This window comes from Blastococcus deserti (genome assembly GCF_042682525.1).
Taxonomy (GTDB): domain Bacteria; phylum Actinomycetota; class Actinomycetes; order Mycobacteriales; family Geodermatophilaceae; genus Blastococcus_B; species Blastococcus_B deserti.
In genome coordinates, this window is record NZ_JBHUHP010000001.1 from 562,814 (window position 1) to 577,220 (window position 14,407).

Annotated in this window: 14 protein-coding genes and 1 tRNA gene; 6 read left to right on the forward strand and 9 right to left on the reverse strand. The window is 70.2% G+C overall.

The features are described from left to right. Window positions 1–168 precede the first annotated feature (168 nt). From ACFSHS_RS02700 to ACFSHS_RS02715, 4 genes are read left to right on the forward strand one after another with little or no spacing between them, the layout of a single operon-like run. A complete protein-coding gene (locus tag ACFSHS_RS02700) occupies window positions 169–1,563 on the forward strand; it encodes a hypothetical protein (RefSeq protein ID WP_376871389.1) in 1,395 nt (464 codons plus the stop codon). Next, a complete protein-coding gene (locus ACFSHS_RS02705) occupies window positions 1,560–4,094 on the forward strand; it encodes an ATP-binding protein (RefSeq protein WP_376871391.1) in 2,535 nt (844 codons plus the stop codon). Before ACFSHS_RS02700 ends, ACFSHS_RS02705 begins: the two co-directional genes overlap by 4 nt. Then, a complete protein-coding gene (locus ACFSHS_RS02710) occupies window positions 4,087–5,082 on the forward strand; it encodes a hypothetical protein (protein WP_376871393.1) in 996 nt (331 codons plus the stop codon). The genes ACFSHS_RS02705 and ACFSHS_RS02710 overlap by 8 nt, the downstream gene beginning before the upstream one ends. 7 nt (window positions 5,083–5,089) lie before the next feature. Then, window positions 5,090–5,653, forward strand: coding sequence for a hypothetical protein (locus ACFSHS_RS02715; RefSeq protein WP_376871395.1), 564 nt, complete (start codon window positions 5,090–5,092; stop codon window positions 5,651–5,653). A gap of 926 nt (window positions 5,654–6,579) precedes the next feature. On the opposite strand, the gene ACFSHS_RS02720 is transcribed toward ACFSHS_RS02715, so the two are convergent. The 4 genes from ACFSHS_RS02720 to ACFSHS_RS02735 form a co-directional block, all read right to left on the reverse strand. Continuing rightward, window positions 6,580–6,924 carry a hypothetical protein gene (locus ACFSHS_RS02720; protein WP_376871398.1) on the reverse strand — a complete coding sequence of 115 codons (345 nt, stop codon included), beginning with the start codon at window positions 6,922–6,924 and terminating at the stop codon, window positions 6,580–6,582. Window positions 6,925–7,178: 254 nt separating this feature from the next. Next, window positions 7,179–8,177, reverse strand: a complete 999-nt coding sequence (locus ACFSHS_RS02725) for a hypothetical protein (RefSeq protein WP_376871400.1) — start codon at window positions 8,175–8,177, stop codon at window positions 7,179–7,181. Window positions 8,178–8,611: 434 nt separating this feature from the next. After that, on the reverse strand, window positions 8,612–9,016 hold the full coding sequence (locus ACFSHS_RS02730; protein ID WP_376871402.1) for a PPOX class F420-dependent oxidoreductase: 405 nt from the start codon (window positions 9,014–9,016) through the stop codon (window positions 8,612–8,614). 373 nt (window positions 9,017–9,389) lie between these two features. Continuing rightward, complete coding sequence (locus ACFSHS_RS02735) at window positions 9,390–9,902, reverse strand: hypothetical protein (RefSeq protein ID WP_376871405.1); 513 nt, start codon at window positions 9,900–9,902, stop codon at window positions 9,390–9,392. 248 nt (window positions 9,903–10,150) lie between these two features. Between ACFSHS_RS02735 and ACFSHS_RS02740 the strand changes: the two genes are divergently transcribed. Then, window positions 10,151–10,224, forward strand: a tRNA-Met gene (locus ACFSHS_RS02740). Between the two features lie 160 nt (window positions 10,225–10,384). Here the strand turns inward: ACFSHS_RS02740 and ACFSHS_RS02745 are convergent. Next, window positions 10,385–10,678, reverse strand: a complete 294-nt coding sequence (locus tag ACFSHS_RS02745) for a hypothetical protein (RefSeq protein ID WP_376871408.1) — start codon at window positions 10,676–10,678, stop codon at window positions 10,385–10,387. On the opposite strand from ACFSHS_RS02745, the gene ACFSHS_RS02750 reads away from it, so the two are divergent. Continuing rightward, window positions 10,677–10,967: a GNAT family N-acetyltransferase gene (locus tag ACFSHS_RS02750; RefSeq protein WP_376871410.1), complete on the forward strand. Its 291-nt coding sequence runs from the start codon at window positions 10,677–10,679 to the stop codon at window positions 10,965–10,967. The genes ACFSHS_RS02745 and ACFSHS_RS02750 overlap by 2 nt on opposite strands. A 24-nt stretch (window positions 10,968–10,991) precedes the next feature. Here ACFSHS_RS02750 and ACFSHS_RS02755 read toward each other — a convergent pair whose 3' ends face one another. The 4 genes from ACFSHS_RS02755 to ACFSHS_RS02770 form a co-directional block, all read right to left on the reverse strand. Next, window positions 10,992–11,501: a VOC family protein gene (locus tag ACFSHS_RS02755; RefSeq protein ID WP_376871413.1), complete on the reverse strand. Its 510-nt coding sequence runs from the start codon at window positions 11,499–11,501 to the stop codon at window positions 10,992–10,994. Between the two features lie 131 nt (window positions 11,502–11,632). Continuing rightward, window positions 11,633–12,442, reverse strand: a complete 810-nt coding sequence (locus tag ACFSHS_RS02760; RefSeq protein WP_458199636.1) for an amino acid ABC transporter ATP-binding protein — start codon at window positions 12,440–12,442, stop codon at window positions 11,633–11,635. Beyond that, window positions 12,439–13,407, reverse strand: coding sequence for an amino acid ABC transporter permease (locus ACFSHS_RS02765; protein ID WP_376871416.1), 969 nt, complete (start codon window positions 13,405–13,407; stop codon window positions 12,439–12,441). The genes ACFSHS_RS02760 and ACFSHS_RS02765 overlap by 4 nt, the downstream gene beginning before the upstream one ends. Window positions 13,408–13,424: 17 nt before the next feature. Further along, a complete protein-coding gene (locus ACFSHS_RS02770) occupies window positions 13,425–14,348 on the reverse strand; it encodes an ABC transporter substrate-binding protein (RefSeq protein WP_376871419.1) in 924 nt (307 codons plus the stop codon). Window positions 14,349–14,407: the final 59 nt, after the last annotated feature.

Here is a 14,407-nt window from a genome sequence, read left to right on the forward strand (position 1 = left end):
CGCGGACAGGTCGTTGTTGGCGTTCTCCTGATCGATGAGCCAGAACTCGATGTGGGTGGAAGTCCGATAACGAGACGGGAAAGCCTCTAGGGCGTCCGACTTCCTTCCGCAAGTCCGCGAGCGCAGGCATACTCCCTTGCCTGCCGTTCGAGCATCCCGGGGGATCCGATGACAACGCCGACCCTGGCCGGCCCGGAACAGTCGCTCGTCGGTCCGGTCGAGCCGAAGAACGACGAGCTCATCGTTGTCTTCCAGAACGGGAGGCTCGAGGACGTCTACGACATCGGCACGCGCGCTGGCACGTACTTCCAGCGCGTAAAGCACCGTCTGAAGCGGGGCAAGTGGACGTACGCGCGTCTCCTTCGCAGCGACATCAAGATCGGAACCACAGTTCACCAGGTGGCCCTCGCCGATGGGTGGGAGCTCCCCTACGTCCAGCTGCACGCCTTTGTGGCTCTCAACCAGGATGAAGGCTACGGCTCGCTGCGTCGCCGGCTGCTGGCGCGAGGGTTGTCCTTCATGGAGGCGCTCACCTCCGAACTGCACGGTGAGATGCAGCAGTTCGTCAGGGACATGTTCGCCGGTCGGACGCACGAGGAGGTCAAGGCTCAGCCGATCTACACCTCCAAGGGCGTGAAGCCGCGCCTTCTCAAGGATCTTTATGTCGTCGACAGCGTCCACGTCACCGGGTACAGCAGCGACCCGAAGTACGAGGAGATGCTCGAGGAGCAGAAGGCAAGAAAGGTCGATCACGAGGTGATCGAACGCGCCAAGGTGAACGCTGCGGCTCGCGACATCACAGTGGTCGAATGGGAGAACCCGGAGCTGCTCCGGCAAGCGCGCGAACAGGCGCATGAGCGCTTCAAGCTCCAGATGGAGGCCGAGCTGGAGAGCCGGCGCATTGCGGTCGACTCTAAGCGCATCGATGCAGAGCTCGATCGCGCGCACATCGACGCTCAAGCGAACGTCAACATCGCGGCCATCCAGAACGCACGTGAACTCAGCAGAGCCAAGGGCGTCCTTCCGAACCTCACAGTGTCCGGGCGGCCAGCGCCGATCGAGGCCGGGGCCATGGCCGCCGACGAGGACGCGGTCATCGAGATAGCAGTTCCCGAGCGGCTTGGCCGCGACTCACGACTCATCGGCGCATGGAAGCGGGCGCTTGGTCCGGTGAAGGCAGTCCGCGGTCTTGTTCAGGTAGAAGACGATGGCCGGTCGCTCATCCTGATGGTGCTCGACGAGTCCGTTCCAGGCCTGGACGACCTGCCGGTCCTGCTCTCCGAGGCGTTCCCCGGCGAGGACGTCGTGATCCTTCCCGAGTCTCCGGTCCTCATGGATTGGGTCATCGCTCTGGTCCAGCAGCGCGCGCCGAAGGTGATGGCCATGGAGCCCATCTGGCTGCTCGAGGAGCGCGACGATGTCCTGCACATCCTGGTCGGGAGCAACACCGGTCAGGCCATGAGCATCGTCAAGGCGGTCCAAGCCCCCGGCAGCCTCATCGTGCCGGGGCTCGACGCTCTCTTGCCGTACGACGACGTCGTGTGCAGTACGGCCATGATGTGACCTCAGCGCTCAGCCCCGGTTCTACGGCCCCCCTTCTGCGCGTCGCCAATCGGCATGTTTTCGGCCTCGAACTGCCCTGGCTGCCGTCCGTTCGCGGGCGGGATACCGATGCGCTCACCCATCTACGGGAGGCGTTCGGCCGCCAGGTGGCCATGCTGCGGGCGCTCGCCGAGAGCGGTCAGCGCCGGCCCGGCGCGCTGCAACTGCGCATGGTGGTCCACGAGGAGACCCGCAGCGGCCGCACCTCCCGGGTCCTGCGCATCCTGCTCCTCGGCGCGGCCAACTCGCGTGAGGACGCCGCGAGCCTGCGCGCCCGCCTGCTGGCGACGCTGCCGCCGGAGTTCGTCGTCGAGGATGCGGCGCCTGAGCTGCTCCACCGCCTGCTGGACGTCGATGACGAGATTCCCTGGGCCCCCACCCACCTGGCCGAGATTCGCCGCGCCATCGAGTCCAGCGACCCCGAGGGGGACGCCGGCAGCAGCCGACCGGCGTTCCCGGTCCTGCTGCGCTGGGCGTGGACGCGCGTCAATCTCGTGGCCTCACTAGGTGCCCTGCACCGCCTGCCGCCGGGCGCGCAGCTGATCGTCCATCTCGAGCCGCGCGCCGCCAGCCCGGACGTGCTGGGCTGGATCCGCGACGAGATCTCCCGGCTGTGGGAGAACTACAAGGACGAGCTGGGCAGCAACCCCCTGCTCGCAGCCGTCGTGACCGGGTACCGCCAGTGGCTGCGCGACCTGCCCCGCGCCTGCGTGCATCTGCGGGTCTTGCTGGCCTGCCCCGGCGTGCCCGTCCCGGACGGTGCGCCCGAGGTCGTTGGTGCTGATCTCACCCGCTCCTGGGAGACCGGCGACCCCGTGGGCACTTTCGACATCGTCCGCCCTGCCACCCCCGGGGAGCTGACCAACGCCAGGGCGCTACTGCAGCTGATGCAGAGCCAGCCCGTACGCCCGCCGGAAGATCCGGAGCTGGCCGAGCTGCTGCACCTGTTCGATCCCCACGAGGCGAGTGCCGCGTTCCGCCTGCCGCTGCCGGGCCCGGAGGGGCTGCCGGGCCTGCGGACCGAGCCGACCAGTAGCCTGCCCCGGGGGTTGGCCTCCGCAGTGACACCCGACCGCGCCTGCGTGGTGCTGGGCCACGGGCCCTCCGGCGACACGGTGACCCTTGCCCACTCCGAAATCAACCGGCATCTGCTCGTGGCCGGCCTGCCCGGCTACGGCAAAACGACGACGGTCCAGTCGATCCTGCGCCAGCTCTGGCCCGACGACGAGGATGCGCCGCGCGTCCCGTTCCTCGTCCTCGATCCGGCCAAGACCGACTACCGCGCACTGGCGGCAGCGCTGGGGGACCAGTGCAGGCTCGTCGAGCTGGGCGGCGATGATGTCGTGTTCAACCCCCTGGCGTGCCCGACCGGGGTTCCTCGCACCGTCTTCGCGACCCGCGTCGCCGCGGCTTTCGACGCCGCGTACGACCTCAGCCGGCAGTACCCGGCGGCGGCGTCCATCCTCGCCCGGGCGGTGCACTACACCCTGTCCGAGCCGCAGCCGACCCTGCCGCGGCTTTACGCGACCGTCCGCGAACTGATCACGCACTCGGACTACCCCGCAAGCACCAAGTCGGAGCTGCAGGGTGCCCTGATGAACCGACTGGAGCTGCTCACCGACGGCAGCCTCGGCAGCGCCCTCCTCGGCGATGCCGACGCCGGCATCGATTGGGCCAATCTCCTGTCACGCCCGACCGTGATCCTCGCCCGCGAGTTCGCCGGCCCCCGGGAACGCGCCCTGCTGCTCAGCCTCCTGCTAGCCGGGCTTGTGTCCCACCGCGAGCACCACCCCACGCCTGGCCTGGGTCACGTGACCGTGGTCGAGGAGGCCCACCGCATCCTTTCGGCAGGGGGAGCCAGCGGCTACGTGAACGACGGCGCCCAGGTTTTCGCGGACGCGATGGCCGAGCTCAGGGCCGCCGGGGAAGGGTTCATCGTCGTTGAGCAGGCCCCTTCCCGGCTCATCCCGGAAGTCCGCAAGCTGGTCGGCACGGTTATCGCGCATCGCACTGTGGATGCCGAGGAGCGGGCGGTTCTCGCCGCGTCACTGACGCTGCCGGAAAGCGAACAGGACCTGGCTCGCCTGCGCCCAGGATCGGCGATCGTGCTCGCGGCCGACATGCTCGGCCCGGCGGTGGTCACTGTCGATCCCGGGGAGCTAAAGATCGCGGGCACCGCGCCGACCACCGGCCGAACGCTCGCCGCAATCCCGACCGCGCCGTTGCGGTTGTGGTGCCAGGAGTGCCCGGTCGTATGCACCGGGCAGCGAGGCGCGTCCCGGGTTCGCGACGCGCGCCTGGCGAGGCCCGGACTGAGCTGGCCGGATGCTCTGCGCGCCGCCGGTCACGGCCTGACGCCCGCCGAGAGCTACTGCGCTCAGGCGTTCACGTACGCCCAAGCCTCGGACAGCCAGCGGCAATGGGCCCGCCGTCGCCGCGCGCTCCTGGCCAAGCACCGCACCAACCGGGGAGGGACCCACGACGATGCCTGAACTGCCCGAGCCGGAGACGACCATCCACGCCCGGACGATCGCCGCCGATCCCATCCCCGAGAAGAAGCCCAAGAAGGGCAGGAAGCCCACCAGTTGGCGCCCGCTGCGTCAGCACGCCTCCGGGACCCCGTTGCTGTGGTCGAGCGGCCTCATCACCGGCTTGGCGCTGGTCCCGCTCGTCCTCGACCAGATCACCGGGGAGCTGTTCCTGCGTGCTTCCGGCGCAGCACGCAGCGCGGCCCCGCCGTGGCCGACACACGGACAGCCCTGGTTGTGGCCGTCGTGGATGGCAGCCGTCATGTTTCTGATCGGGGTCGCCGTCCTCGTGGTGGGGATGAGTGGGCTGAAGGTGCCGGATGCCGCGGTGCTGGTCGTCGCACTGGCGACCGCGGCGGGCGCCGCCCGCGCGGTGTGGTCGACGTTCACCGTCATCAACGCGCACCTGTGGGAGCTTGTCCCCGTCTGCGCCATCTGCGTGCTGGCGTTCCTGCTCGCAGCCACGGCCGCGGCTCGCTGGCGGCAGGGCGGCGGCGGCCTGACCAGAGGCGCGATCGGTGTGGCCATCGGCGCCTGGGTTGCCGTCACGGCATTGCTGCTGGGCGGTACGGCGATCGTCCAGAACATCGAAAAGAGCGCAACGAGCAGCACGGCGACCGCACAGCTGGGCACACCCTGGCTGATGAGCCTGCGGGCCGCCAACGCCCCGACTGCCGATGACCTTCGGGGACACTGGGTGGCACGCATCGCAGCCGGTCAGGTCACCGACGAGACATCAGCGGCCGCCTACGCCGGGTGGCATCGAGACCTGACCTTCCGGTTCCCGGTCGTTCTTGTCCGCGCCGACGATCTGTCCCTACCCGACATGGACGACAGCTGGTGGCTGAGCCTGGCCGGTCAGCCCTTCGACACCCCGGACGCCGCGCTGGCCTGGTGCACCGCCGCCGGAGTCGCTCCCACGGAGTGCGCCCCCCTTGAGGTGAAGCAGTGAGAACGCGGTGAGCAAGGCCAACGAGGTAGCCGCCGGTCTGGTCGGCGGCGTGGTGAGCGCATTCAACGTCGCGGCTGCACCGATGCCGGACCTCTCGAACACCGACTTCTACGCCGACAAGCCGGTGGCCGGCCTGGTCGAGTCCGTGGCGGACATGGCCGAGGCGGATAAGGACGCCCGTGAGCAGGAGAGCGAGGTCGACTACGAGGGTGTGCCGAGCCCCGAGTCGGCCGAGCACCGTGACCCCGACGCGGAGTCCACGGTCGGCGAGGAGGCGGACAGTCCCGACCTCGACGCCGAGGTAGCGGAGGCGGAGTCGGAGGTAGGTGAGGGCGACGCTGACGCACAGGCGGCGGCCGACGCACTCGACGCTGACCTGGGCGACCAAGAGGCGGACACGGCGGGCGAACTCTCAGGTGACGGCGACGCGGACGCAATGGACGCAGCCGCCGACTTGGACTCGGGTGACCTGGACGGAGACGTCGACGCGGCGGACTTCGGGGATGCTGGCGACTCCGCTGGAGACGGGAGCGGGGACGCCGGAGACGCCGGTGGTGACGGCGGATTCTGACCCGACTGGTCGTCGTCCACCCGACGATGTGCGCCAGCTGGCTGATGTGGACGGCGGCACCGGTGTGCTCGTCGACGACCAAGTAGCGGTTGCAACATCGTGCAGCGGCCGCCGGCGGCGACCCACACCTGCGCACGATGCCCTCGGGGATGGTGCGCTCAAGCCGTCCGGCCCGATCGCCTGTCAGGCGACCAGCGCCGAGGGAGTCGCACCGCACTGGCCCAGCGTCCACATGCGCACGGCTGTCGGAAGGGGCAAGTGCATGACGCCCCCTTCTGATGGCGGACGACCGTCGGAACCGGCTGTCCGCCCTCGGCAGAGCCGCCTCGTGTGGCATCTGGGGCAGGCCCCTGCACCCAGCCGATGAGGGTGGCCGGCGGTACGCTCTCCGCCTCGGACCGCAGGTCGGGCTGAGCAGAGGAGCCGCTATGACTGGGATCGCCTTCAGCGATGCAGCGCGGGCGCTGCTGGGACTGCCTGGCGTTCGCTTGGCACAACATGCGGCGCGCGCTGTAGTGATGGCCGGGGGCCCTTGGCTCCGGCCTCTTGTCGCATCTGAAAGAGCCCGGCTGCTGTTGGGACTGCCGTCGCCTCGCTATGAGGTCAGGGTCGACTGCCAGGTATCTGCAGACCGGCACGTCGACGTGCTGTCCCTCGTGGAAGACGTCACGGGGGAGCTGTCAAGTGACGGCAGCACGGTCGAGGTTGGGGGAAACGTCGCCGATCAGCGGTTCACTCTCTGGGTCGAGACGGATGCCCCTTCGGTCGGCACTGCCGTACGGCGGGTGTCGGACGTGATCAGCCGGGCCAGTGAGTCGGCAGAGGCTCGCGAAGGAGATCGGCTGCGGCGGCCTCCGGAGAGGCGGTTGGCCATGTCCACCGTCTCCGTCGGCGAGGCGCACGAGCTCATCACGTCGTAGGGCGGTTCAGCCCTGGAGCAGGTCGATGTTCCCCGCTGCAAACACGACTTCATCGGCCTGGACCTCCTTGATGCTCAGCCAAGGGGGTCCCGCCGCCGCGGGCGCTTGCCCTGAGAGCCGGCTCTCGGCTTCGGCGGCCGTGGCTTTGAGTGCTTCTTCCGCCAGTTGCCCTGCCGCGCTGGGGTCGTCAGCAGTCACGGTGAGCCAGATGTCGAACACCCCCGTGCGGAAGCTCCCGCCCATATCCGTCGGGGCGTAGCGCTCCGGGAGCAGGTCGCTGATGAGGGCGATCACCTCGCGCCGTTGGGCATGGTCGAGGTAGGCGTGCAACCGGACGCTGTATGTGGTCATGGTGTCGTCTCCTGGGACCAACAAGTGTGCTCCTCCAGGTAGGTCCGTGCGGTGCCGTCCCGCAGGGTGCTCGACGTCACCGGACGGATCCCCCAGAAGTGGCTGGCGGGACACGGGCACAAGATCAGGAACGAGTTGCGGGCCTTGTTCCAGACGACCGTCCACTGTCGTCTATCGGCGTCTTCCGCGAGCGCCATGACGAGCGGAGGAAGATCGTTGCGTTCCAACCCGCCGCGCTCCCTAGTGGTACCCGGCTACCGCGACGCAATCGCGCCGCTCGTGGACCGAACGGTAGACCCAGCGCCTTCGTCCTTGGGCTCGGCGGACCCTCGTGTGCCAGAGCGAGAGGAGGCGGACGAGCGTGCCTCCAGCATCAGCGCTGCCAGCACTCCGGCAAAGCTCACCGCCGCGGCGAGCACCAGCATTAGCCGGATCGACCAGTGGATCGTGCGCGGCTGCGCGGCAATGAGAGCGAGTGGGAAAAGGACCCCCACTGCAGTGGCGAGGGCGAGCGATGCCAGGAGGGGGGTGTATCGGGGTGGCGCGGTGGCTGCATCGAGGCCGGCGAGCCGAGCTCGGACGAATCCCAGCTCCGGATCAAGACGCAACAGTTCACTTTTCAGTTGCGCGGCAGGTGTGAGTCCCTGCAGGGCCGCAGCCACGGGGTCACTCAGGCCTCCTACAGGGGGATCCTGAAGTTGGGCCGTGTCAGACGTGGATCGAGCGCGCTGCAAGAACGCTTCCTTGTACGCCTCCGCCGCGACCCGGTCCTCGAAGGGATCCGCTCGTTCGAGCCTGTATCGAGTCCGCGCGGATCGCCACAGATGTGGCAGCAGCTCATCGTCGTCCGAGGCCTGGCTCAGGGTGCCCCAGGTGTCCCTCATCACGACCTTGCACTTCTCGAGGAAGGGTTCCAGTTCGGGCTCTAAGCGCTCGGCGGGCACGTGCTTTAGGAGCGTCGCGCAGCTGATCTCTGCGTGGGCACGTGCGAGGAACGGCAACGCCCGGGCGAGCCATTCGCGGGCCTGGACGGTCAGGAGATCCTCATCGACCAGCTTGCGCTGTTCGCGCAACCGGTCGTAGTCGGCCTGCAGGCGTGCCTTCTCAGCCCGGCGCTGCCCGGCTTCCTGCTGAACGGAGATGATGCGCGATGCGAAGAGGCCGCCCACGATCGCCACCAAGGACGCTGAGCAACTTGCCACGGTAGCGGGCAGTAGGTGGGGATCGAGCCCTTGCTGGGCGGCCAGTGGCACGTCCGAAAGCTACTGATTCTCCGGCGAGGTGTCATGCCGCTCGCCTGTCGTGCCGAAGAAACGGAACCGGCCAGGATGAGTTGTCCGACGCGACGCGACGTTGCCGTTGTGCGGTGATCGTCAGCGGTCGACTGTCCCCCTCGGATGTCAAGATCACTTCCGCATCCCGGCCAGTCGGGCAGGGAGCGCGGACATGGACCAGCACGGGGGTGTGCAGATGCCTACGCATGGTGCGGTGACCTGCAGGAACAGGCGAGGCCGAACACCGGGAGCGGTGATTCGGCCGGTCCCCCCGCTACTCACGGCGGGCCGGAAACCGGTCCGCAGCGAAGGAAGCCGGCGCAGTTGCGTCAGCTTTCGTCGTCTCTGGGGCGGGTTCCCCGCTTCATCTCCGGGATTCCTGGACCGGCTGGACGTGCGGTGCGATGGTCCGGTTACGCGCGCTCGTCGCCGGTCGATTCCCCGTGCGCCCCGGGGTCGTCGAACGTCACCTCGTAGAGCGCCATCGTCCTTCCGCGCAGCCGGTACATCAGCCAGCTCCCGAAGAGCGGACCCGTGGGCCGAAGCACACCCGTCAGGTGCCGGAGGGTGGCCGGCTCGAGCAGCCGGGCCCGCCCGGGCACATCTGCGCCCAGCCGATCACCCCGGACGGTGCAGGGAGCCATCCGAACACGGGGATCGCGCGCGAGCCGCCTGGCCTTGCCGCTGTCGACCGCCGTGACGAAGTAGGCCCGGCCACCGGTGACGGCCAGGCTCACCGGTGTGGCGACCGCTTCGCCGCTCCGCCGGTACGTGACCAGCAGTGCGGTGCGAGATCGGCGGAGCTCGTCGACGCCCATGACCGTCCGTCCTCTCTGTCGCTGGCACGGAGTCCGACCGGGGCCGCTGTCCGGGCTCCCGTGGGCCCGTGGAGGTCATGCGACAGGTGTGGCACGGATCGAGGAGGTCGTCCAGCAGCGCGCTCGTGCATCCGTTCGGCGGTGCCGGAGGGCGATACGAGGGATGTCGTCGGCCGTTGCCGGGCCCGCGGACCCACGCGCTGGGGTCGGCCGCCGAGCCGGCTGCACTCTGCACGTGCCGGCCGCCGTCCACGCCCGACCTGGCCGCACCGCCGGTGGTGACCCTGCACGGTGCGGGCGGCGATGCCGGGGGTGGCCTCGCGCGGGACCACCCGTGCCGCGGTCGACCGGCTGGGATGGTCGCGGATGACCGTCAGACGATGCTGAGGTAGGCCTCGCGTCGGCGCAGCTGCTGGTTGCGGCGGACCACGGGGGTGGCCGGCGCGGAGCGCCGCGGGAACTCGGCCGGCTCCTCCGGGCCGGGAGCCGGCGGAAGCGCTGCGGGCGGGACCGGGGGCGGTGGCGCGACGGCGTGGGCGGGCTTCGCCGGCCGGGTGCGCATGCCCGCGAGGAGGGCGTGCGGACGCGTGGCGTCGTCCTCGTCCGCGGGCGCGTACGTGGCGGCGGAGGTCGCGGGACGCCGGACGACGGCCGGGAACCGCTCCTTGTGCGGAGGGCGCGCGGGGTCGGGCAGGCGCAGGTCGGCCAGGTCCATCCACGCCGAGTGGCGCAGGCCGTCGACCCGGCAGCGCACCCGGGCCGACACCCGGCCGTCGCTCCCGTGCCGCCAGCCGACCAGCTCGCCGGAGTACCAGATCCCGCGGTGGTGGATCTCCACCGGCTGTGGCTGCCCGGCGAACATGCTCGCCGCCTCGTCCCCCACCACGTAGCGGACTGTAAGCGGGCCGGTACCCACGGGATGGAAGGCGCGCACGCGTCTGGTGCCCGTGTGACGGAGTGGTACCCACGACGGCCGAGGGGTCGGCCGGAGGCGCCTCACCGGTGACGGGTACCGCGGTGCGCGGCTCGCCGCGCCACCTTCCCGGGCCTCCCCGGAGACGCCGAGGAGGCGCGGTGGGACGGCGGGGGGCCGGCGAGGCGGTCTTACGTGGCGTGTACCGTAGGTCCTGCCGACGCGGGGTGGAGCAGCTCGGTAGCTCGCTGGGCTCATAACCCAGAGGTCACAGGTTCGAATCCTGTCCCCGCTACGAGGAAGGGGCCCGGTCACCACGGTGACCGGGCTCCTTCTGCGTACCGGCCCGTCTGCGTACCGGCCCGTCTGCGTACCGGCCCGTCTGCGTACGGGGCGGCGTGAGGTGTGCCGTGCACCACCCCGCGACTCTCCAGCGTGACAGTCACCGTTGACCGTCACCGCCCGAGGCGCTCATGGCCGTGGACGCCGGCCACGTCGACGGCGCTTCCTTCGGCGACGGTTCCCTGGACGACATCGACCTCTCCGACCCCGGCTTCTGGCTGCGCGCCTGCGAGGCGCTCGCGCCGGACGTCTTCGGGGTGGACGACGCGGGGGGCCTCGTGGTGCACCGCCCGGAGCCCGGCGACGACGAACTGGTCGACGTCCGCGGGGCCGTGCGCGCTGCCCGACGAGGGCCCGCTCCCTTCCCGAGTGATCCCGGCCCCTCCGGCGGGGTAGGGGAGCGGCATGGAGCCCACGGTCAAGGACGTCCCCGAAGCGAACCGGTACGAGATCCGCGACGGCGAGCAGCTGCTCGGCCACGCCGACTACCAGCGGCAGGGGGACACGCTGGTGTTCACCCACACCGAGACCGACCAGGACTCGGACCGGTCGGGTCTGGGCAGCACGCTCGTCCGCGCCGCCCTCGACGACGTGCGCGCGAAGCGTGGCACGGTCGTCCCGAAGTGCTCGTTCGTCCGCGGCTGGATCGAGAGGCACGACGAGTACGCCGACCTGGTGGACACCCGTCAGCGCTGACAGCGGCTCCGTCCGGGTTCCCGTTCAGAGGACGTGGTGCCCGTACATCTCGCCGAGGGGGTCCGCGATGAGCTCGATGCGCGCACCGTCGGGGTCGCGGAAGTAGACCGAGACCCCGCTGTGCACCTCGTGCTCCACGCCGGCCCGGGTGAGCCGCTCGACGAGTTCGGACCAGCGGTCGGGCTCGACGCTGATGGCCATGTGGTGCAGGCCCCCCAGGACCTCGGCGTACGGCCCCACGTCCAGCCCCGGGAAGTCGAAGAAGGCCAGCAGGTTGCCGTGCCCGATGTCGAAGAAGAAGTGCGACGAGCCCGGGTAGTCGCGGTTCTCGATGAGCTCGGTCAGCGGGAAGCCGAGCACGTCCTGGTAGAAGCGCACCGTCCGCTCGACGTCGCTGCTGATGAGCGCCGTGTGGTGCAGACCGCGTGCGGTGGACGCCGGACGCTCCCCGGCCGGCCTCAGGTACGCGTCCCGGATGCGGGCGCGCTCCTGCTCGAGTGCGGCAAGGTCACGGGTGCTCTCGGTGGTGCTCATGGTCGGGATCCTCCTCGGTCGGCCCGGTGGTCGTGCAACCGGCGCAGCACCCCGTGCCTTCCCGCTGCACGGGTGACGGCCCGCGGGCGGCCACGGCGCTCAGGCGCGTCGCCGGCATCAGGCGCCCCGGCCTAGAGGACCTTGGACAGGAAGGCCTGGGTCCGCTGGTGCTGCGGGTCGGTGAGGACCTGCCGGGGGTCGCCCGACTCCACGACCACGCCGTCGTCCATGAACACCAGGGTGTCGCCGACCTCCCGGGCGAAGCCCATCTCGTGCGTCACCACGACCATCGTCATGCCGTCGGCGGCCAGCCCGCGCATGACGTCGAGGACCTCGCCGACCAGCTCCGGGTCCAGGGCCGACGTCGGCTCGTCGAAGAGCATGAGCTTGGGCTCCATGGCCAGGGCCCGGGCGATCGCCACCCGCTGCTGCTGGCCGCCCGAGAGCTGGTTCGGGTAGTTGTGCATCCGGTCGGCCAGCCCCACCCGCTCGAGCAGCTCCGCGCCGCGCTCCCGCGCCTGGGCCTTGGGCACCCGCTTGACCTGCACCGGCGCCTCGACCACGTTCTCCAGCGCGGTCATGTGCGGGAACAGGTTGAACCGCTGGAACACCATGCCGATGTCGCGGCGCTGCGCGGCGACGTCGCGGTCGTGCAGCTCGTGCAGCTTGCCGTTCTTCTCGCGGTAGCCGACGAGGTGGCCGTCGACCCACAGCCGGCCGGCGCTGATCTGCTCCAGGTGGTTGATGCACCGCAGGAAGGTGGACTTGCCCGAGCCCGAGGGGCCGATGATGCACATGACCTCCCGTGGCGCGACCTCGAGGTCGATGCCTTTGAGCACGTGCACGTGACCGAAGGACTTGTGCACCCCCTCGGCCTTCACCATCGGCGGGCGGCCAGCCGCGGCCGGTGCGATCCCGCCCGGCGTCGCTGCGGTGCTCAATGCGTGCTCCCCACGTCGCGCGCCCGGCGGGCGGCCCGCTGCGCGCGCGTCTCCCGCGACCCGAACCCCCGGCTGAAGCGCCGCTCCAGGAAGTACTGGCCCACCATCAGCAGACTGGTGAGCGCGAGGTACCAGAGGATCGAGGCCACGGCCATCGGGATGATCTGGAAGGTGCGGCTGCCGATGGCCCGCAGCTGGAAGTTGAGCTCGGTGGTCACCGGCACCGCGATGAGCAGCGAGGTGTCCTTGAGCATCGCGATGGTCTCGTTGCCGGTCGGCGGGATGATCACCCGCATGGCCTGGGGCAGCACGATCCGTCGCATGGTCTTGCCGCGGCTCATGCCCAGGGCCCCGGCCGCCTCCGCCTGCCCCGGGTCCACCGACTGGATGCCGGCCCGCACGATCTCGGCCATGTAGGCGCCCTCGGACAGCGCCAGGCCGAGCAGCCCGGCGGTGAACCCGACGAAGATCTCGTTGCCGTCGAGGCTCAGGAACCGCCAGTCGCCCTCGAAGCCCAGCAGGTCCATCAGCTGCTGGTCGAACGGGAAGCCCAGCTCGTAGGAGGCGTAGAGCGCGCCCAGGTTGGCGATGAAGAACAGCAGGACGATGCGGGGGATCGCGCGGAAGAACCAGATGTAGGTCCAGGCCGCGCCGGAGACGACCGGGTTCGGCGACAGTCGCATGACGGCCAGCAGGATGCCGAGCAGGACGCCGAGGACCATGGCGACCACCGTCATGACCAGCGTCGTCCGCGCCCCGCGGAGCACCGGGGGCGAGAACATGTTGTCGAGCATGAAGTCCCACTGGAACACCGGGTTGGTGGCCAGCATGTGGACGAACATGGCGGCCAGCACCGCGATGACGGCGGTGGCGATCCAGCGGCCGGGGTGCCGGACCGGCACCGCCCGGATCTGCTCGGGCGGTGCCGGCGGCGAGGCCGTCTGGGCGGCCGTGTCGGAGGCCATCGGTGCGGTCGGGGACGTCAGCCGACGGTCGGGTTGACGGTCGGGTCGTCGATGGCGCCGGCCTCCACGCCCCAGTTCTCCAGGACCTCGGTGTACGCCCCCTCGTCGATGAGCGCCCGCACCGCCCCCGCGAGCGCCTCGGCGAACTCGGTCTGCGCCTGCGGGACCACGTAGCCGTACGGAGCGGCCTCGTAGATGTCACCGAGCAGCTCGAGCTGGCCGTTGGTCTGCTGCACCGCGTACGCCATGACCGGGGAGTCGGCGAGGCCGGCGGCGACCCGGCCGGAGGCGATCGCCGCGGTGGCGTCGCTCTGCGCCTCGAACTGCTGGATGTCGATCGGCTCCTCGCCGTTCGCCTCGCACTCCTGCGACCGGGCGGTGATGTCGTCGACCTGCACGGTGTTCGCCTGCACCGCGACGGCCAGCCCGCAGGCGTTGTCCGGGTCGACGTCGTCGGGGTTGCCCTTCCGGGTGGCCCACTGGGTGCCGGCGGAGTAGTAGCTGACCATGTTGGCCTGGGCGAGGCGCTCCGGGTTGATCGTGAACGAGGAGACGCCGACCTCGTACCGGCCGGAGCCCACGCCGGCGATGATCGAACCGAAGTCCGCGGACCGGAACTCCGCCTCCAGGCCCAGTTTCTGGGCCACCAGCGAGAACAGGTCGACGTCGAAGCCCACGATCGTCTCGCCGTCCTCGGCGATGAACTCGCTGGGCGCGTAGGTCGTGTCGCTGCCGACGGTGATGACGCCGTCCTCGGCGACCTCCTCGGGGACCAGCGCGGCCAGTTGCTCGTCGACCGAGACGCTGGGCAGCGCGGCCTCCGTCGGGGCGGCGTCGTCGGTGGCCGCGTCCCCGCCGTCGTCACCGCAGGCGGACAGCAGCAGCGCTGACGCGGCGAGCGCGGCGGCGACGCCGCGGCGGGAAAGGAAGGGACTGGGCACGCTGCGACTCCTCGGGAACGGGTGGGACACCACGGTGCAGGCTATCCGCGCTGCCTGCA

What these genes read in the sequence shown, in the direction of transcription:
- ACFSHS_RS02755 (WP_376871413.1), bottom strand. Translation starts at nt 11,501, where the DNA reads ATGAGCACCACCGAGAGCACCCGTGACCTTGCCGCACTCGAGCAGGAG.
- ACFSHS_RS02720 (WP_376871398.1), bottom strand. Translation starts at nt 6,924, where the DNA reads ATGACCACATACAGCGTCCGGTTGCACGCCTACCTCGACCATGCCCAA.
- ACFSHS_RS02765 (WP_376871416.1), bottom strand. Translation starts at nt 13,407, where the DNA reads ATGGCCTCCGACACGGCCGCCCAGACGGCCTCGCCGCCGGCACCGCCC.
- ACFSHS_RS02700 (WP_376871389.1), top strand. Translation starts at nt 169, where the DNA reads ATGACAACGCCGACCCTGGCCGGCCCGGAACAGTCGCTCGTCGGTCCG.
- ACFSHS_RS02745 (WP_376871408.1), bottom strand. Translation starts at nt 10,678, where the DNA reads ATGCCGCTCCCCTACCCCGCCGGAGGGGCCGGGATCACTCGGGAAGGG.
- ACFSHS_RS02730 (WP_376871402.1), bottom strand. Translation starts at nt 9,016, where the DNA reads ATGGGCGTCGACGAGCTCCGCCGATCTCGCACCGCACTGCTGGTCACG.
- ACFSHS_RS02710 (WP_376871393.1), top strand. Translation starts at nt 4,087, where the DNA reads ATGCCTGAACTGCCCGAGCCGGAGACGACCATCCACGCCCGGACGATC.
- ACFSHS_RS02750 (WP_376871410.1), top strand. Translation starts at nt 10,677, where the DNA reads ATGGAGCCCACGGTCAAGGACGTCCCCGAAGCGAACCGGTACGAGATC.